The sequence below is a fragment of the Paenibacillus sp. Y568 genome, from assembly GCF_059445545.1.
The window spans coordinates 39,695-59,917 of sequence record NZ_JCAIUM010000008.1; the positions used below are offsets into that span (position 1 = coordinate 39,695).

Sequence of the window (20,223 nt, forward strand, 5' to 3'; positions counted from 1 at the left end):
CACAGTTACTTAACATAGACACTGAGATTTTTAAGTTACGATGATCTCAACTTCCAACGGGCGATATACGCCTATCAGATCACCGGCCTTATTCGTTGCAAATAGCACTGAACGATCTTGTTCCAGCACAAATTCGTAGATTCTACCGGTTGCAGGATCCTTCACCTCGATCTTCGCGTCCAGAGCATACTCCGACACGAAGGTGAATAGAGCGCCTGTATCGAAGCTCAACTTGCGCCCGTAAACACCAGGTAAGTTGCCTCCGCTAAGCCAATCAAGCTCACGCTCTACACCTGCAGCTTCTATCGCATAGCGGTACAAAGTTGCTGTAGTGTCGCTACGCTCGCTCAGTTCAATAGGTAGCGGACTCCAGATGATTCGTCCTTTACCCAGGGGAATGTTCACGACAGAATCTCCGATGGAGCTATCCAATGATCCGTGAACAGGTGCTTCCTTTGTCACCTCAGCAATGCGCCGGTGACCGAAAGAGACAGGTAGTGCTTCGCCTTGCAGATCAAGCACTTCTTCGCGGCGCACATTTCGTTGCTCGTGCTTGCCGAGGATATGACTCAGGCGGTCTGATGGACGCCAATATGCATCTATATTAAGCGGGCCAGTGGCAAGTAATACTGCTCCGGTCTGTTCAACAATACGAATCAGCTGTTCCATCGCTGCATCGTCAAAGTTATGCGCGCTCGGTAGCAGAATAAGTTTCACTGGATTCTTTTCCAAGTCATCTAGATGATATTCGGAAGCCCCTCGGAAGGGCATTTTGAGATCATAAGCCAGAATACGGGTAAGTTGCGTTGTAGCAGCAAAGGCTAACTTACGATTTGAGAAATCGTTAGAATAAGGGAATACTGCTGCAATCTCTTCCAACTTCCGATCACCAAACACATCACGGATACTTTCTATAAATTGACCGAAATCATAAGATACGTTCGCCTCCGGCTTCTCAGTTCCATCTGCTCTCAGTGCCCCGATGTGGGACTCATTTGCATTATCCATATAGAAATTCGTGTTCCATATCCAGTGCACAGCTCCAGCACCTGCAGTCCCAAAGGCGTAAGCGTATTTACGTTCCAGTAGACTACGTAGCTCATGCTCCGAACGTTTAGCCCGTCCATCTGGCGTTTCGACGTACATGATACCGGTCTCCTGAATAAGGTTTGGCTTATTCGGGGTCTTGGCAAAGATGCCATCCCACATCAGATAATCATTAAACCACCAGGAATGCACCGTGGTATAATCTACTGCTTCTTCATAAAAGAAAGGCGAAGGACGTTGCGCACCTAACCCTTCATCCTGACCGACCGTCACCATATGTCCCGGACATTGTTCCTTAATGGTATCGGATAACTGTTTCACCCAGCGGTTATGCATATCCATAGAGAACAAACAGTAATCTAGCCAGCGTGTTCCCCTCTTCGCATTGTGCATATCCTGTACATCGAAGTTAATCTCTCTTGATTCTGGAAGTTCTGCCGAAGCGAAGCTCGGGAGCTGTGCTGGTGTCATGTTCCATCGTTCCTGAAGCACTTCGATCACGCCATGTCTCGCTTGGAGCCATTCTATGAAAGCTTGTTGTTCAAAGCGGTCATGACATGAACTCGGACCATCTGAGAAAATACGCACAGGATCAAACATCGATGGTTCATTAATCAAATCCCAGTCTACATTCGAAGTCTCTTTATGGCGAGAAACGATAGAACGGATGAATCGTTTCTGGGCTTCCACACTTTGTGGGTCTAGGTAAGGATTCACCCCACCCCATGTTTCCGGAGTGAAAGAGAAGAATGTAAAGGTCACTTGAAGATCGTGCTTCTTTGCTGTCATGATAAATGCATCAATTGCGCGTAGTACGTCTTCAGACACATGGCCATCGTCTTGCATTATATTACGATAGGCCGTCCAAATACCCGTACGAATCCAGTTAATCCCCGCCTTACGCATCTGTGCCATATCACGGTCCCATACCCCGACGTTCGGAAGGAAGAGAAATTTCCGTGCTACATCACTTGTCATATAGGTCATGCCTACGACTGGAAGCGGACGCCCATCCTTTATGAAATAATCTCTACCGCTTGTTACCGGTTCCCCTGCAGCTAGTAGCTCAGGTGCATGCCCCCAGAACCCTTGACGCATTATGCGAACTTCACCATCCACAGCTTCTGCTCGGCATTCAATCAAGTACATTCCACTTCTGATTTCCAGAGGAACAGGAATACGAACCATGTTCAATTCAGCATTAGCCTTCATCTCTAAGTTGTGGATCCATTGCAGGGATGCATCTTCTTCATGCTCTACCGTAATTGTAAACGTCCATGCCTCTTCGATCTGCGAAGACAACTTCACCCGTTCAAGCTGCTGGATCTGAAGCGTCAGCATGGCTCGTTCACCTGAATCATAGGAACCGTAATTGGGCTTAATCCACATCTCTGTAACGCCCTTGGCACAGAATTCGATCCATGTGGATATCGCGGATACACCCTCTTGTTCCCACAAGAAATCCGTCACTGGGACATTTACGAACAACCATCGTGAGCCGCCAAACAAACCGAGCGTATTCTCCCACAGTACCACTGGAGCAGCCATTTCCCTGCCATCTTGCACAATTCCCTTCAGTAGCGGATAAATTCGTGTGCTCATCGGACCCGAGGAACCCATTTGATGTGGTAGATCGCTTGTCTTCGTCGTATGGGGTACAAGGTTCCATGTATCGGAACTCGCCGTGAACAGGGATTCCTGACCCTTAAGCAAAGGAATGCCATCGGATGTAATCAGCGATTCAATGCGTGAACACTCAACGCGTAGAGCCTCATGGATATACAGCTCCTGATGATAAGAAGTCTGCTCCACTTCCACATGCCATTGTCCGTCTTCTCTACGAACCGGATGTTTGAAAGGAGCACCACCGATGCTAATCAACCCACCTCCTCTTTTCAAATAGTCAAGGATGTCCGGCCATGCAGATTTCGGAAAATATGGGGCGTGCAGGTTGATGAAACAACCACCTTCAGATCCATGAAGTACTTCTGCAAGGTGATCCCCATCCACAATCGTGCCGTATTCACTCATCGATTCAAGAGCTTGATCAGGTATTGAACCCGACATTGGAAATTCAGAATCGTAGAATATGATGATAGGTCTACTCATAGAAGCTCCTCCTTCATCGCCTTGTAGACAAGCTGGGAGAACAAACTATTGGACCAAGCGAACCATTTTCTAGTGAAAATAGTCGGATCATCAACATGGAAACCTTCATGCATAAATCCAGTATCCGCATCTGTTGCCTCTAACATTGCAATCATTTCTAGCTTCTCTTCCTTCGTTGAAGCCGTTAATCCTTGCATGGACAAGGCCATATGCCAGATGTATCCTTTCGGAGTATGCGGACTACCGATTCCTTTAGCTGCAGTACCTTCGAAATAAAATGGATTCTCTTTGCTTAAGGCAAAGCGTCTCGTATTCTGATAGATTTCATCATCTGCCGTAACATAACCTAGATAAGGAATAGACATAAGTCCCGGTGTTCCAGCATCATCCATCAAGCAGTAATTACCGAAACCATCGGTTTCGTAGGCATAGATGGGTCCGAATGTCGGATGACGGTAAATCCCATACAGCTGGATGCCATGATCAATATCCGCTTCCAACGCTTTAAGCTCGTCTAATAAGCCAATATCACGGAATACCCATTCTGCGAATTCTTGCATCTGACGCAATGTAACCACAGCAAACATATTTCCTGGAATATTGTAATGGAAATCACACGCATCATCACTCGACCGGAAGCCGGACCATACCATGCCGGTATAGTTGACAGGCATACCCATTCCGTCGTTGCGTAGCGAGTCTTCTGGAATACCGTTATTACGTGTGAAACGATAAGGTGACAATTCGAAATGTCGCTGTTCCGTTTTAAACAAGTTGAATATCTTAACCATAGCTGCCTTAAATCCAGCATCGAATATATCGGTCAATCCTGTCTCTTTCCAATAAGCATGCGCTAAACGCATAGTGAAACACAGAGAATCGATCTCAAATTTGCGTTCCCATACCCATGGAGACATGTCCGTAATATCTGCCGTACTCCAATGCCAATCATTGGCCGTCTCATTAAAAGCATTCGCGTATGGGTCGATATGAATATATTGAATATGACGTTTGATTAACCCACTTATAATACGTTGAAGATCAGCATCGTTCTTGGTAAAAGGGATGTAGTGCATGACCTGCTCCACAGAGTCACGAAGCCAAGAAGCTGGGATATCTCCAGTAATTACAAAGGTTGTTCCGTCATCCATGAGTTTGGTAGTTGTCTCTAATGTATTCGGGAAACAGTTCTTGAACAGCTGTAACAGTTTCGGACGATGAGCGAGCTTCTCCTCTGCTTCGTTCAATACGTCTTGAATAGCCGGTGGAAGTGCCATCTTCGGCATAGAGATCGTTGGAAGTCTGAATTGTTCCATGATAGTCACTCCTTTATGATAAGTTAGGGATTAATTTTAAAGTCTTAATTTCATATGGGGAAAATTGAAGTTCTATCGTTCCCTCGATCATTTCCAGTTCTTCAAATTGTTCCTCAAGGGCATTCGATACATAAACATTCGTAAGCGCATAAGGCCAACTTAGAGATACATTCTCGCGTCCACCAGAAGATTCATAGAACCGAAGAATGACACCATCGCCATCTTCTGCTGGTTTAATGGTATCCAATAACACTTCTTGACTCTTGAAAGGAATGAACGATAAGCAAGACGGTAGCGTTCCCTTCCTTTGTTCGCTTACAACAACAGGCATCGAGTGATTAAGTTCGGCTGCTTTCCTTACCGTCTGGGCAGTTCGCCAATCTCCAGCATGCGGATATAGAGAGTAAGTGAAATCATGTTCACCCAAATCAGCGGTTATATCGGGCCACTTAGGTGCCCGTAATAGTGACAAGCGAAGGGTACTGCCTTGAACATCATAACCATACTTACAATCATTCAACAGACTGACACCATATCCTCTCTCCGACACGTCAGCGAAGCGGTGCCCACAAACTTCATACTGCGCCTGCTCCCAGCTCGTGTTGCGGTGCGTTGGTCGTTCTAGCGCACCAAAAGGAATCTCATACGTCGCTTTCTCCGTCACAATATCAACTGGGAAGCCTACCTTGAGTAGCTTATGTGATTCATTCCAACGTACATGCGTCTTAAAGTCAATGCGAGCATCATGATGGTAAAATACGATATCTTGCGTGATTTCCGATTGATGCAACTGCCAGCGGAACCTGAGAATATCTTGTGTACTTCCGGCCATAATCAGCTTCTTCTCAAGCAGCACCGCTTCGCCTGCTCGCTGTTCTTCATATCGTGCGTCGATATCCCAAGCATCCCACAGTGTAGGTCGGTCATGGTAGAAATGAAAACGATTGGCCAGTTCACCGGTCTTCACGATTTCCCTCTGGGCCTTCTTGTCGTACAAGCTTACTATTTCCCCATTAGCGTTAAACCGAACGCTGTAGAATGCTGTCTCCCATTGATCTGCAAGCATATTGGGTCGATCCGTAGCTTCGGGCGAGACATTCATTTCTTCATATCTAAGCCATACTATCTTATATCCAAATGCCGGAATACCAGATACTCGAACGGACCATTTATCGTTGTCTCCATTCTCTCCTCGTATCCTATCGGTATCCAGACGTATACCTTCATCATCATAGAACGCAGCACACGCTGTACCCCTTGTTATGTCGCTCTCAACAATAGAATCCCTTTTCCAACCCAAGCTATTGAAGATTAGATATGGGGTACCTGTTCCTTCCGTTGTTATATCAGCAACAAGTTTATTCAGTCCATACTGAAGACCACTATTTCCTTTTTCGAAAATTTGCGTATATTCTTTCTCAGATGTTTCGTAGGCTTCCGTAATCGCAGAGCCTGGTATAATATCATGAAATTGATTCAGTAAAATTAGTTTCCATCCCTCGTGAAGGCTACCCCGGACTTCACGTTCTTCTGCCTGTGTCAGCAATGGTGCCGCCAACGCACTCCAAAGTTCTCCTTCACGATACAATATTTCAGCCTTGCGATTGCTTCTCTTGTTCCGTCCGTGCGTCGTGTAGGTTCCACGGTGAAGCTCCAAGTACAGGTCTCCCCGCCACTCTGGCAACGTTGGATCCTGCTCTGTTATTGCGCCGAAGAAATCTGCGGCAGTGCTATATCGGACCTCCGGTTGGCCAACCATCAGCTCACCACGCTCTATATATTCAAGCATTTCGCGCGTGACACCACCGCCCCCATCACCGTGTCCGTACAATAACATTTGTTCAGCATGGTTGTCTTTTTGCCTATAGGACTGCCAATGATCATGGATATCCTTAGGCATCGTATTCTCGTTCACACCATGATTGAGATATGAAAGCATCGGTGTTCCATCGATCCCAACCCAATGGAACAGATCATAAGGAAATACGTTGGTGTCGTTCCAACCAAGTTTCGTGGTCATGAAATAGTTCACACCACCATGCTTCAAGATTTGAGGCAGTGAAGCACAGTATCCGAACGTATCCGGAAGCCACTCAATATCAGAAGTCATCCCGAATTCTTCTTTGTAAAAAAGCTGTCCATAGAGCATCTGTCGCATAAGTGATTCACCACTTGGTATATTCAGGTCCGGCTCGACCCACATCCCACCAACGAGTTCCCAGCGCCCCTCAGCAATTCTTGCTTTGACCCGTCCATAAAGTTCCGGGTCGTTCTCTTTGAGAAAAGAAAAGAGCAGTGGCTGGCTCTGTGCATACTTGAAATCAGGATATTCGTTCATCAACGCATCAATGGTGGAGAACGTACGACTGGTCTTGCGGACCGTCTCTCGAACCGGCCACAACCAGGCAATATCAATATGCGACTGCCCAACCATATGCTGAATCCCTTCGGCATTTCCACCAATCTCGTTTACACGTCGTTTCAATTTCTCTTCTAATAAGATGATTGTACTGCCTTCCCGTATTTCCTTCTCGTCCATTGCAACAAATGTATCCATCGCTTCATACAACGTTTGGATCAGTCGATTACGACGGAAATCCTGATCTGGCAAAAGAATGCTAGATGCTCGGATCACTGTTACCGTATGCATCAGGCTTTGAACAGGATGATTGGGCAATACAATCAAACTACGTACCGAGCGAATCGGCGGTTGAATAACAGCCTGCTGGTTAAGAGGATCTACTGGTTCAGGGATTGGATCATATAATTCAATTTCCAATGCTAGGGTTCTGACGTTGGTTTCTAGATGCTCTAATATCGGATTTAACGTCACATACGTATGATTCCGATCTAGTCCATGACGCGACAATCCATTTATCCGGAGCAAACCTTCTCCACCCGATTCAAACAACAAGCCCGCTTTGCCATTCATCCAGTCTTCTGATAGCTCAACAACTTGTCTGAAGAAGTACGTCGTCCCCTGCACACTCGGAAAATGGGCCAATCCATTTCCCTCAGGGTACAGTGCACGATCTTCATACTCCCCTGGCAGTTTATAGGTCGTCCGAGTAATCTCCCAGTCATTGAGTTCCGATTGTTCGAGCCATTGATGCTCGGACAATTCGCGAATAAATCGTGTAATACGTTCCATATTATCGAACCTCCCTAACCATTAGATCCGTGCTTAGTGTGTCATTGACATGCCTACCTACATGAATCCGAAACAACCCTTCTTCAACAACAGGCTTATAATCCATTCCTATACATTCTAATTGCTCTGCAGAAATAGTAAATTCTACCCTCCGGGTCTCACCAGGCTTCAGAGAAACCTTACAGAAGTCCTTCAGTTCTTTCGCTGGTCTTGTAACTGTACTGACGACATCCGTAATATACAACTGAACAACTTCTGAACCTTCAACCTGGCCTGTATTCGTCAATTCAATGGCAACGGATACGCTTCCTGTCGGGGTCATTGTATCCGCTGTTATTGTTAAATTTGAATAGCAGAATTCCGTATAACTTAGACCATAACCGAACGGATACCTAGGCTGCGAATCTGCTTCTAGATACCTCTTGCCGCGTGAACGCTTGCCGTTATAATAAACGGGAAGCTGTCCTACATGTTTTGGAATAGATATCGTGAGCCTACCCGATGGATTCACCTCACCAAACAAAATGTCAGCAATGGCATTTCCACCTTCCTGCCCTGGATACCACGCCTCCAGAATAGCGTGGGCATGATCGTCTACCCAGGGCTCAGCAATCGGTCTGCCATTAATATAGATAATAACAACGGGTTTACCCAGTCTATAAATTTCCTGAATTAATTCTAGCTGTACTCCTGCAAGTTCGAGGGTCATCCGGTCAATCCCTTCACCGCATTCCATATCGCTCCAAGAATGCTCCGTCACCTTGGACGCGCCCGTCTTTAAGTCGATGCTTCCTTCACCAAAGTCGCGAGCGCTCGATCCGCCGACCACCATGACAACGGTGTCGGCCTGCGCTGCACAAGTTAGTGCATATTCGAACCCTTCTTTGGAGTCACCTTTAATCTGGCAACCCGGGGCGTATAAGAGACGTTCAGGGTCATTATGCAAATGGTTACTAATGCCTCGCAGTACAGTAACTACTTTGGATCGCAGCTGTGGCGATGTATAATCACCCAGTTGATTATATCCCTGATCGGCGTTCGGGCCGATCACAGCAATCTTACCGATGGACTTAGATAATGGTAATGTATTCGCTTCATTCTTCAGTAGAATGATGGCTTCTGAAGCTGTCTGCCGCGCAAGCTTGATATGCTCCTCGCTACCGATGACCTTCGCAGCTTTGTCCGGATCGGCATAGGGTTGTTCAAACAGACCCAACTTGAATTTCAATGTGAGTACCCGCCGTACAGCCTGATCCAACACCACTGAATCAAGTTTGTTCTGATGAACAGCCTCTACTAAATAGCGACCAAACATTTCACCCGACATTTCCATGTCAATCCCGGCTGAAATCGCCCGTATTGCCGCATCCATTCCATCCTCCGCCGTATCATGTCCAGATGCCAACATATCTATTGCACCGCAATCGGTAATTAGCATTCCTTCAAATCCCCATTCTGAGCGGAGAATCGACTCAAGTAATTCCGTATTCACCGTACAAGGAATACCATCAATTTCATTGTAAGCAGGCATAATGGAGATAGCACCCGCTTCGACAGCCTTCTTAAAAGGTAACATGTCTACCTCAAGTAACTCTCGAAGTCCCATATGAACAGGGCCCGCATTTCTTCCACCTTCTGAACTACCATAAGCAACGAAGTGTTTCAACGTCGCTACCACACTGTCTTCGCTATCCAGACGTTCACCCTGATGTCCCTCTACGGAGGCAACAGCGAACTGACTGATCAAATACGGATCTTCTCCGAAGCATTCTTCCGTTCGTCCCCATCTTGGATCGCGGACCACATCAAGCACTGGAGAATAAGTTACCGCACCTCCTTGGCTCCTTGTCTCCCTAGCGACAGCTCTGCACATTTCACGGTATAAATCCACGTTCCATGTACTGCCGATTGATAAGGGTACTGGAAATACAGTTGCTCCAATGGCCATGTGTCCATGTGAGCATTCTTCACCAATTAGAATGGGAATACCGAGGCGCGAATGCTCTATAGCATACTTCTGGATCGCATTGACAGCCTCAGCGCCTTCTCTCGGAGAAAGCCCTGATTCAAGCGTAACACCTGTCCATGGATCAGCGCGTAGTACACCGTACAGCGAACCTACACCTCCATTCTCCACTTGAGCTTTAAAAGACTCAGTGAGAACAACTTCCCCTTCACTATGTTCATAAGTCTGCCAACCGAAAGGCTGAATGAGCTGGCCCACTTTTTCTTCTACAGTCATAAGACCGAGCAGATGCTCTACCCGATCTTCAGTTGGCATACTTCTATCTTGATAGATCATAGCTCCACTCTCTTCTCTATATATGACTTTATTCTTTTACAGCACCGATAGTCAGACCTTGAATGAAATAACGTTGAAAGAAAGGATATGCGAAAATAATGGGTCCAGTCGCAAGCACAACCATCGCCATGCGTGAAGTATCTTGAGGCATATTTTGCATAGCCCCTAAACTTAATGAGCTATTCTGTGAATTCTGAAGAATGAACTGCATACTCGTTTCGATCCGCATTAGCATCGACTGCAGCGGTACTAGATTTGGGTTGTCGATGTATAACAAAGCATTGAACCAATCATTCCAATAACCAAGTGTACTGAACAAACCAATTGTCGCAAGACCTGGTAGGGAAAGTGGTAGTACAACTGTTAAGAATATTCGGAATTCTCCCGCCCCATCAATTTTACCCGCTTCAATGAGGGCATCCGGTACACTTGTCGTATAGAAGGTTCGTAGAATCATAATGTAGAATGCATTTAGAGCAAGAGGAAGAACCAGTGCCCAGAATGAATCTTTCAGTCCCATTAATTGTGTAACGACAATGTAAGTAGGAACTAAACCACCATTGAATAACATCGTGAAGAATGCTAGAAAAGCGAAAAAATTACGATACTTGAAGCTTTTTCTCGAAATAGCATAGGCATACAACGCAGTGATAAAGAGACTCAATAGGGTTCCAACGACGGTGACCGAAATGGTCACGAAGTAAGAATTCAACAGTGCTTCTCCATTCTGGAATACGTACCGATAACCCTCCAGACTCCACTGAGATGGAATCAATTGATAGCCATCACGTGCCAGTGCCCCCTCATCTGTAAAGGAAATGATGACAACGAACAGAAAAGGAAATATACAGAGGAAAGCAAAAATACCGGCGATTAAATTAAACACTACATTCCATGAACCTCGAAGGCGATGGATATCTTTTTCTTTTGATTTTCTTTTTGACACAGGACTCACTCCCTCCATAGGTTCTAGAATAAGGCGCTATCTTTATCCACTTTACGTACTATATAGTTCGAAGTCATAACAAGAATGAAACCAACAAGAGATTGATACAATCCAGCAGCCGTACTCATACCGATTTCACCCGTCGTTTTAAGCCCACGATATACATAGGTATCAATGACGTTAGTAACGCTATACAACGTACCTGAATTTCGTGGAACTTGATAAAACAATCCGAAATCGGCATAGAATATTTTCCCGATAGCAAGCAACGTCATGATCGTAATGATCGGCTTCAACATAGGGATCGTTATACTACGGATCTGTTGCCACTTACTGGCTCCATCAATCATGGCAGCTTCATAAAGTGATCTATCAATCCCCATTATGGCTGCTAAATAGACGACGCTATTGTAACCAACAGCCTTCCATAGAAAGATAAGAACTAGGAAATAAGGCCAATATTTCGGATCAGAGTACCATTGAATCGGATCCATCCCAAACCATCCTGTAATTTGGTTCAGCATCCCCCGGTCCATACTCAGAAAGCTAAATGCGAAATACCCGACTACAACCCATGATAAGAAGTAAGGTAAGAACATCCCTGTTTGATACAGTTTAGCGAGCTTTTTATTTGCAATTTCAGACAATACCACAGCAAGAATAACGGACAAGATCAGACCTAGCGTAATAAATGCAACATTATACAGTAACGTATTTCGTGTAATGATATAAGCATCATTCGTACTGAATAGAAATTTAAAGTTATCAAATCCCACCCACTTGCTTTCAATAATACTAGCCAAGAATCCGTCTCTACTGTAACGATACTGTTTAAATGCAATAATCGTTCCTAGCATTGGTAGATAGGCAAAGAAGAGGAACCATAATGTGCCGGGCAATACCATAAGCAGCATGATTTTATTCTTGACAAGGTTCTTTAGAAATCCACCGATCATACATATCCCTCCCACTTGAGTTATAACGAACAAGAAAAAAAAGAACCGGGTATACGTTAGAAAGCACCCGGTTCTTTCAGATTCAAACTTCCTGTGCTTACTACTTCTTAGATGCTACCCATGCGTCAACTTGTGTTTGTGCTTCAACCATAATTTTGTCCAATCCGGCAGCTTTGAATTTCTCTAGCGCTTTCGGTAAATATACATCTGGATCAACGGTACCTGTCATTAGCGAGGACCAGAACTCTTCTTTGACGTTCATCACAGCTGCGACTTCATTTGTGATCTTGGAAGTGTCAAAGTTAAACCCTAGCAACGGTGCATTTTTACCTGCATCATTAAACTTTTTGAATTCATCCCATTTATTTTCAGGGTCACCTTCGTTTAAATACGTAAGGAGAACGTTACCAATTGAGAATGTTGGGATATCATAGTTTTTAGATTCCGCTAAATTCTTCATCATATTATCGTCAATTTTTTCATAATGAACATTCTCGATTCCGGAATCCAACAGATTACGTAGATACTTATCCGTATTTATTAGATTCAGGAACTCCATAGCTTTCTCAGGATATTTCGAGTTAGCTGAGATTGCCTGCATGGAACCCATTACGGACCAGTTATACACGATAGAATCTCCCGCTGGAGTAGATACAACAGGATAGCCATAGCTGGCTGACCATTGGTTATCTGCAAGAGGCTGAGTAGCAGCACGATCCGTGAACCAATTCCCAGTCTTGATCAGATCATCTGTTGAAGTCGTTGTAGCTGCTTCTGGTGAAATATATCCTGCTTTATAGTACTTATGCATCGTAGCAAGGCTAGCTTTCAATTCCGGGGTTTCCAACATGTTTATAACTTTATAGTCTTTTGTATCCAGTTTTACTGCCATAGGCATTTTCTCAATTAGGTAATCGAAAGGCATCAATGGTACGTAATCCTTGTTAATAGCAAATGGCGTAACGTTAGGCTCATTTTCTTTGATCGTTTTGAGAAGTGGCTCTGCACTCTCTAAGGATTTAACGCCGCTGATATCAAGGTTATATTTATCTAAGAGTTCCTTGTTGAAACGCCATACTTCCAATGCTGGTAGTTCTTTGTTGGCCGGAACGCCATAGTTCTTACCATCCACTTTGGAACCTTCAAGGAATGCTGGATCCAGTGTTTCGATAATTCCTTTACCTTCTTTAGTCAATAAATCATCAATTGGAGTAAATGCACCTTTTCTAGCATTCTGTACATAATCGAAGGCCCATGCACAGGTGAATAAAATGTCCATCGGCTCGCCAGATGCAGCCATTACCTGCATTTTTTGAGAATAGTCACCGTAGTCGATCATTTTCATCTTCACGGTAGCGTTTATTTTTTCCTTCGTATATTTATTCACTTCGGCGATAACAAGGTCTGTATCCTTCTGTGGTGCACCAATGGTATACCAGATCAGTTCAACAGGCTTCTCAGTACTTCCACTGTTACTAGAACTATTGTCTTTATTTCCTCCACATGCGCTAAGCGTCAGTGTACATGCCATCAACGTGGCAAGCATAATCGTAAAGCTCTTTTTCTTCTTCATCTTATAGTTCCCCTCTGTTCTGTAGTGTTTCTTAACAATTAATCCGTTGCCATTACAGTAAGTTCGCTAGTCTTTATACACTCTGTTCGTCTGTCATACTTTGTTTAACGGCTATCTTCACTTTAGTTCATGTAAGCACTTTCAAATAGAGGATAAACTTAATAAATGGTGTAGAAATTAAAGAAAATAAAAATACTAGAGTAGCCCTTTATATTCAATCGGAGAAATGCCAACATACTTTTTAAACTGTTTATAAAAGTATCCGCTTTCTAAATAACCTACGTTTGCAGCTATTTCATGGACTTTTAAATGAGTTGTTTTAAGTTGCTCCTTGGCCTTTTCTACACGATATTTATTAATGTATCCGGTGAACGTCTCGTTCGTCTCCTTATGGAATAACTGTCCCAAATACACGGGATGGATATTGTAAGCTGCTCCTAATGTCTTGAGGGAGAACTCTCCAGCATAGTTCTCATGAATATACTTCAGCACCTGCTGAACAACCGGATTCTTTACATCTCTAACCAATGCATCGATAACGGAAACTGCCACCTCTTGGATCGCCTTGATCAGGTCAGTTCCTGTATCCGCTTCCCTAACCGTCGTAAAAGCCAAAGTGAATGGTTCAGCTTCTTCCTTGTGATTCATTTCCTTTAATTGCATTTTGAATCGGACGATCAGTTCAAGAGCGATATCCTGTAGATGGCTTGGTGTCATTCCCTCTAGTCTCTGGATCTCTTTAAAATCATTCCCTATTTTCTCTTCCAGGCTTTCCGTCTCTTTCGCTAATATAAGCTTGACATATTCCGACCAGTCTATAGGAAATACCGATTTGAGTGGTCCTTCACATAGTGGAAGCTCACTATATTCCATAATCGCCTGTTGGGGGCAGATGAGGAAATACTCCATTGCTTTTTTGGCTTCAACATAACTTTTAGGAGCATGCTGAATTAAAAATCCTACACTTCCCATAGAGATACGAACTGGACTGAACGCAGTAATACGTTCATGTATATCTTCTAAGTTTTCTTTCAACCTCTTTTCTTCCAATACCTCCATCGTGGAAAGAATAACGATGTCCCCATCCATATCACGAAATGGTGTGAATGAATCATCGTTATCAAAAAGCTTCGTAATCAGGTCGAATACTTCATCGCCTGCCTTCTCACTCCGTACAATGGATACGGAAGCCAAAGGCCGTTTAAGCTGAATCCCAAGAAGGTCTGCCCGCTCATTGAACTCCGTCGTAGCCATTTGACCCTTCAACCAGCGATGCAATATATTATCTTTTACGATTTGCACACCCTTACTATCAAACCATTGTTCCACAAGTAAAAGATTCAACTTCTCTACCATACCTCGCAGTGTAGACTTTAACTCTTCAATGTTTATGGGCTTTAATAGGTAATTCTCAATTCCAAGCTTCATAGCTTCCTTCAAATAATTGAATTCACTGAACCCACTAAGAATGATTGCTAATAGATTAGGTTGAATCTCCCGAGCACTACTGATCAACTGAAGCCCATTCATGACCGGCATAGAGATATCTGAAATTAGCAGATCTACAGTCGTATGTCTCAGAATATCCATGGCTAGCTGCCCATTCTCTGCATGCCCCACAATTTCCATTCCGAAATCCGCCCAATGAATGATATTGTACAATCCTTCAAGGATAAACGGCTCATCATCAACAATAAGTACTTTATACATACTGATTCCCCTCCACTTCAATATCGGGAAACCTTACGATTACCGTCGTCCCGTTGTCTAATTCACTCTGTATATCAAGCCCATAAGACGGACCATATAATAACTTCAGTCGAGTATGTACACTACGTAATCCGAACGATCCACCTTCTTCTTCCGGCTTGTCCAGAGAATCTTTTATTTGTGTTAGTCTTACCGGATCAATTCCTCGTCCGTTATCCTCAATAATGACCTCTATGAATCCTATCTCCTGTAACACTCGAATCGATAGATGGTTATCCGTCCGTTCCGTTCTTATTCCATGTACGATGTAATTCTCAATTAGCGGTTGCAGTGACATCTTCATAACGACTTTTAAGGAATGCATCGGCTCGATTTCGATCTGGTAGGAGAACTTATCCTTATATCGAATCCGAAACAGTTCAAGATAAAGACGACATGCCTCCAGTTCATCTGTGAATAAGTGAATCTCCTTCTGCTGTACAAGACCTTTGAACAACACGGATAGGATGTAGATCATTTCGCTCACATCACTGGCACCCTGAGAGATCGCTCGCATACGGATAACCTCAAGCGTATTATATAGAAAATGGGGGTTAATCCTTGCTTGTAAAGCTGCTAGCTCTGTATGCTTCTGCTTAATTTCCGCTTTATATACCCTATCGATGTAGAGATTGAGGTCATCCATCATGTTGTTGAAACTCTTCGATATTTGCCCGAGTTCGTCCTCACGCTTGTCCTCAATTCGAGCCTCCAATTCACCATTTTTCACTTTCCTTGTGAACCGTATAATTCTATTTGTCCGCTTAGCGTAATTAGCAACGAATAGCGAGGGAATAACAATAGAGATGATGATACAGATCGCGCTGATCAACATAATCGTATTACGGAGGCCCGTATAAGACTGTGCAATGACATCCTTAGGTGCTACACCAACGACCATATATCCACCCTCGTTCGAAATTAGCTTGTTAATATACATGCCCTCATCCGCGAGTTTAGTGCTTTTGTCACTATAGAGAAATGAACTCTGATCTGCATAGGGGTAACCCCCTTCATAATATTGGGAGGATGAATCATACATTACCCCTCCATCCGGAGATATGACGGCAATATCCCCTTTTAATTTATCTTTATAACTGGATAGTACATTTGAAATGTGATCAGCGTCATAATAAATCAATAGTTGACCGATATTTTTTAACGTTATTTTGTCATTAAGCGGTATCCGAACCGAGTACAAATGCGAATCCCACTGGTTGATCGCTGTGCGAACCCAAACGTTAGGTCGGGAAATATGTTTATTTTCCAAAGCCATGACATCAGGGATGTAAGAGTTAGCAGCATTGGTAGAGATCGCTTTGAAGTGTTTATTCTGATCAAAGGTGAACAGATTCTGCTGATCCGCACTATACAGCATTAAGTTCCGTATATCCTCATCATTATCAAGCTGATCTTTTAAAAATTCCAGGACATCGGTCGATTTATCAGCATTATTGTAATAATATTGATCCAATTTATGCTGGGCATAATCTTGAAACGGATGTGTTAAGAAATAAGATAGATTCCCTGATAATGTCTCATTCCGGTACATCGCAAGCGTCATGTCTTTTACCGCAACATACTTAGCATCCAAGTAATTACTCACACTCTCCATCGCATTCTTCTGGATGTCTAGTTCTTTCCCAACGACCGATTGGGACATGGAGTGAAACATTAAATAAGAGAAGGTAATGATTGTAATAATCGTAATACCCGAGTAGAGCAGAATCATTTTCAAGAACACATTGTTTTTAAAATAATTTCCGTAAAGTCTCCTGACCATCACTATGCCTCCCATGTTGTCTTTTCGGTTAATTATAACAATGTTTCCAGCATATCGAATCAACATTTAGCAAAGAGTAAAAAAAGCCCTCCGATAAAAAATGTTAAGTCCAAAATATCATGAACTCATTTTCACTGTCTAACGTATGGAAATAATAATAGAAAAGCAGCTTTCCCACTCAAGGAGAAAGCTGCTTTTCATTATGTAACTTTCCGTTATCATACATATAAACTTCAAGCTCATACGAGAAGAGTCCTCATAAGAATTCTACTGAGGCCAGTTAAAAGGTTCATCTTCAACCTCTTGCTTTATCTCATTGAAGAACCATGTAACACCCTTCCACCAATTTGGATCCTCCGCATAGGTTTGGTTTAGCCATTGAATCGGGTGGCTTGTTCCTGGACGCCTATTGCTAATATTAGCTACAGTCTTCGCTGCGATATTAGCTGAAGATGCAATCGTTGTATTGTAACTCTCCCAACTTCCAAATACATTAAAAGGATTATTCGCTATCTCTTTTACTTTTTTATGATTTTTTGAAACGAATCCCTGCTCTTGCCCTGTAATGGCAAACAATAAAAGCGGATGAATATCATATTTCTGTGCAGCTTTCACAATCTCAGACATGTACGGTTCCTCAGCTAAAATGGAGTTCTTCCCCTTCAAATAATGATTCAATCGTTTCTTATCTATTGAAACGTATTTGAGCTCCTTAGGTATTCCATCGACCGGTTTCAGGTCACGAATCACTTGGTTATTTATAGGAACTTCAGTAGATATAGATGTAGAAGACCGCTGCTCTAATGATAATATCAACATTATACCTAGAATAACCACAATTAGAGACAGACTCGCAATAGATACCTTCCGATTGAGCCTTGCTTTCTTCCAATAGGGAACAACCGGTTCATTAACAACGGAAACGGCGATTTCCATGTGGCTGTTCAGGTTCTGTTGCTCCCATTCTCTCTCCAATGCTTGAAGTGAGACTGTAGTGAGTTCTTCCTGTGACCATTGAAGAAGGATGTCTCGAACCACTTCTTCCTGTAATTCTAATGTGGATCTGGCACAAGCCCATTCAGCTAAAGAGGATATCAGCTCATCTTTGCTCAAATCGAGAGACATACAATGTTGAAGAACATCATCTGCCTGAATAATAAGAGATTCTTTAAACTTGCTAAGAAGCTCGTAACACAGCCTCTTCTTCACCTCTTCTGGAAAAGAAGGTAAGCGGCTTTCAATAATTCGGTGCGCTGCATCCGCAAATACAGATGCTCGTCTCTTCGGATCAAGACTTTGATGTTTGCGATTAATATAATGCTTCAGTCTTACAATTTCTCCATCAGACAATACGAATTCTTGCATCCTTATGATCCCCAGCCTATCCTGATGTTCAGTTAGTGAACAATTAGAGTAATGATCCCTTTAAGAATGATTCCACATGTAGGTTGGAAAGTCCTTCTTCATCCATCATCGCTCATCAGCATTGTTGTCGCTCGCTATCGCGTCTTACTTTAATTCCTCTACAATACTAGTTAGTTGCTTGGTTAGATAAGGTGAAACATCACCGATTACGGATACTTCTTCTAGAAGGTCAAAGGTATTTCCGCCCCATGGACCTTGTGGATCGGATACTTGCCTACCGATTCGTAAAGTTCCTGCTTCGATATAGCTGTCTAGCAGTTGCACGCCTTCTAGAAGTAGATCAACTGGCAGCGGTTTGTCTCTGCGTCGTGACCATACTGCTAAGAAGGACATGCCACGCAATATATCCTATTCAAAAAACCTTGGAAAACAAGGTTTCAGCCATTCCGTATCGATGATATGCCCCGTTTGTTTAGAACATACGAGACGATGTTCAATCAAATAACGTGCACCTTCATCCAAGAAGATCGCTTCCTGCTCCGTGAAATCGCGGTTTGTATACCACAGAATAGCCTCTAGTGGAGGTAGAGTTGAAACAATAGAGCTTTTATTAGAATGTATATAAGCTTCCGGATCGCAGTTTAATCCTCCATCAGACTGTTGATGCTGTAAGAACCATTTGCGAATCCAAGGCATCTCCTTGTCCACATCACAGCCATATGTCATCAAGCACCGTCCCATTTTTCACGGCTGTGCTCGCAACGATCTAACTCCATATTCGGAGCAGATTCTAGAAATTGTACAGATTTTTGGATAGCGACCCGAAGGCTCTGGTTTGTTTCCATCTTAATCTATGTCTCCCAAAATTCCATTTAATTACATTTCCAAGGAACGAAGACGAAGAATGCCTGAGAAGATAATCTACACTTCTGCAAAGCTTGCAAAACACATGATCTATGGCTTAGGAACAACCCGTAACCATACCTCACAATAGCAATGTTCATCTTTCCCAAAATACAGCTCCATCTCATATTCATCAATTTTAGTATATGATGCTGTCGGTAACCAATCTGTATAGATTCTCTTAATCATTTCCTGAATAACAGTACTCGTCTCTTCCTCTGAATGCTCTCTTGTTCTGAAGATAGCCCATGTTGATGCAGGAACATCCAGCACAGTGTAACCTTCTGCGTTACAATGATCTGCCATGTAATTAAACAGCATATAGCGGAAGGAACTATCCATCTTGCCCTCATTACTCCAACATATAGCGTTAATCATACTAAGCTCATCATCTTTGTCCTTTTGTGCCGATAGAGCCAGCTTCTCGAGGCTTCCATCCTGCGCGCAGTCAATCCAAAATTGGGGTATATCTGTAAACTGCTTTTCTTGATCGGCTGTAAACACACGGTCGATACCATACACTGAGAATGCTTCTTTCTTAATCACTCGATAATCCATAGCTACATCTCCTCGAATTGATATATGAAAAGAGATTCGGGGATACGCTTTAAGCATTGCCCCTTCCCCACGAGCTGAGGTTGGAGTCAATCCATGTAGCGCATGAAAGGCACGTGCGAATGCTTCAGGTGACTCATAACCGTATTTTAATGCAATATCGATTATTTTGGTTTGACTATGCTGAATATCGAAAGCAGCCATTGTCAATCTGCGACGTCGAATATATTCTGCAAGCGAAACACCCGTAATAATGGAAAATACTTTTTGAAAATGATACACCGAGCATAAGGCTAACCGTGCTGCTTGTTCATTATCGATATCTCCATAGAGGTGACCTTCAATATAGTCGAGTGCACGATTCATCCGTTCTAACCAATCCATCGCTCCCCCTCCTTTCACAAGTATCATAAGGTGTGAAGCTTATCGTTGCCGTGCATTTCGTGCTTGTTACTGCTAGGTCTCCCG

Annotated in this window: 13 protein-coding genes; all 13 read right to left on the reverse strand. The window is 43.4% G+C overall.

Translation table 11 applies throughout. The features are described 5' to 3' along the window. Nucleotides 1-30: 30 nt before the first annotated feature. Nucleotides 31-3,156 (reverse strand): beta-galactosidase, encoded by a 3,126-nt coding sequence (locus AC1D7X_RS12840; protein ID WP_495475369.1) that lies wholly within the window; start codon nt 3,154-3,156, stop codon nt 31-33. After that, on the reverse strand, nt 3,153-4,472 hold the full coding sequence (locus tag AC1D7X_RS12845) for a glycoside hydrolase family 125 protein (RefSeq protein ID WP_495475370.1): 1,320 nt from the start codon (nt 4,470-4,472) through the stop codon (nt 3,153-3,155). The genes AC1D7X_RS12840 and AC1D7X_RS12845 overlap by 4 nt, the downstream gene beginning before the upstream one ends. A gap of 13 nt (nt 4,473-4,485) precedes the next feature. Then, entirely contained in the window at nt 4,486-7,623 is a 3,138-nt protein-coding gene (locus AC1D7X_RS12850; protein WP_495475371.1) for an alpha-mannosidase, read from the reverse strand. Between the two features lies 1 nt (nt 7,624). Continuing rightward, on the reverse strand, nt 7,625-9,925 hold the full coding sequence (locus tag AC1D7X_RS12855) for a glycoside hydrolase family 3 N-terminal domain-containing protein (protein ID WP_495475372.1): 2,301 nt from the start codon (nt 9,923-9,925) through the stop codon (nt 7,625-7,627). 28 nt (nt 9,926-9,953) lie between these two features. After that, nucleotides 9,954-10,871: a carbohydrate ABC transporter permease gene (locus AC1D7X_RS12860; RefSeq protein ID WP_495457182.1), complete on the reverse strand. Its 918-nt coding sequence runs from the start codon at nt 10,869-10,871 to the stop codon at nt 9,954-9,956. Between the two features lie 23 nt (nt 10,872-10,894). Further along, complete coding sequence (locus tag AC1D7X_RS12865; RefSeq protein WP_495457183.1) at nt 10,895-11,827, reverse strand: ABC transporter permease; 933 nt, start codon at nt 11,825-11,827, stop codon at nt 10,895-10,897. A 100-nt stretch (nt 11,828-11,927) separates the two neighbouring features. Continuing rightward, entirely contained in the window at nt 11,928-13,400 is a 1,473-nt protein-coding gene (locus AC1D7X_RS12870; protein WP_495475373.1) for an ABC transporter substrate-binding protein, read from the reverse strand. Nucleotides 13,401-13,595: 195 nt separating this feature from the next. Then, nucleotides 13,596-15,110: a response regulator gene (locus tag AC1D7X_RS12875; RefSeq protein ID WP_495457185.1), complete on the reverse strand. Its 1,515-nt coding sequence runs from the start codon at nt 15,108-15,110 to the stop codon at nt 13,596-13,598. Beyond that, on the reverse strand, nt 15,103-16,932 hold the full coding sequence (locus AC1D7X_RS12880) for a sensor histidine kinase (protein ID WP_495457186.1): 1,830 nt from the start codon (nt 16,930-16,932) through the stop codon (nt 15,103-15,105). Before AC1D7X_RS12880 ends, AC1D7X_RS12875 begins: the two co-directional genes overlap by 8 nt. 267 nt (nt 16,933-17,199) lie before the next feature. Next, complete coding sequence (locus tag AC1D7X_RS12885; RefSeq protein ID WP_495457187.1) at nt 17,200-18,297, reverse strand: hypothetical protein; 1,098 nt, start codon at nt 18,295-18,297, stop codon at nt 17,200-17,202. A gap of 144 nt (nt 18,298-18,441) precedes the next feature. Continuing rightward, nucleotides 18,442-18,690, reverse strand: coding sequence for a hypothetical protein (locus AC1D7X_RS12890; protein ID WP_495457188.1), 249 nt, complete (start codon nt 18,688-18,690; stop codon nt 18,442-18,444). A 15-nt stretch (nt 18,691-18,705) separates the two neighbouring features. Further along, nucleotides 18,706-19,023, reverse strand: a complete 318-nt coding sequence (locus AC1D7X_RS12895; RefSeq protein ID WP_495457189.1) for a hypothetical protein — start codon at nt 19,021-19,023, stop codon at nt 18,706-18,708. 228 nt (nt 19,024-19,251) lie between these two features. Beyond that, nucleotides 19,252-20,139: an AraC family transcriptional regulator gene (locus AC1D7X_RS12900; RefSeq protein WP_495457190.1), complete on the reverse strand. Its 888-nt coding sequence runs from the start codon at nt 20,137-20,139 to the stop codon at nt 19,252-19,254. Between the last annotated feature and the right edge of the window lie 84 nt (nt 20,140-20,223).

Coding starts and splice junctions, on each gene's coding strand:
- AC1D7X_RS12890 (WP_495457188.1), bottom strand. CDS start 18,690: ATGTCCTTCTTAGCAGTATGGTCACGACGCAGAGACAAACCGCTGCCA.
- AC1D7X_RS12900 (WP_495457190.1), bottom strand. CDS start 20,139: ATGGATTGGTTAGAACGGATGAATCGTGCACTCGACTATATTGAAGGT.
- AC1D7X_RS12875 (WP_495457185.1), bottom strand. CDS start 15,110: ATGTATAAAGTACTTATTGTTGATGATGAGCCGTTTATCCTTGAAGGA.
- AC1D7X_RS12895 (WP_495457189.1), bottom strand. CDS start 19,023: ATGACATATGGCTGTGATGTGGACAAGGAGATGCCTTGGATTCGCAAA.
- AC1D7X_RS12840 (WP_495475369.1), bottom strand. CDS start 3,156: ATGAGTAGACCTATCATCATATTCTACGATTCTGAATTTCCAATGTCG.
- AC1D7X_RS12865 (WP_495457183.1), bottom strand. CDS start 11,827: ATGATCGGTGGATTTCTAAAGAACCTTGTCAAGAATAAAATCATGCTG.
- AC1D7X_RS12885 (WP_495457187.1), bottom strand. CDS start 18,297: ATGCAAGAATTCGTATTGTCTGATGGAGAAATTGTAAGACTGAAGCAT.
- AC1D7X_RS12845 (WP_495475370.1), bottom strand. CDS start 4,472: ATGGAACAATTCAGACTTCCAACGATCTCTATGCCGAAGATGGCACTT.
- AC1D7X_RS12855 (WP_495475372.1), bottom strand. CDS start 9,925: ATGATCTATCAAGATAGAAGTATGCCAACTGAAGATCGGGTAGAGCAT.
- AC1D7X_RS12870 (WP_495475373.1), bottom strand. CDS start 13,400: ATGAAGAAGAAAAAGAGCTTTACGATTATGCTTGCCACGTTGATGGCA.
- AC1D7X_RS12880 (WP_495457186.1), bottom strand. CDS start 16,932: ATGGTCAGGAGACTTTACGGAAATTATTTTAAAAACAATGTGTTCTTG.
- AC1D7X_RS12850 (WP_495475371.1), bottom strand. CDS start 7,623: ATGGAACGTATTACACGATTTATTCGCGAATTGTCCGAGCATCAATGG.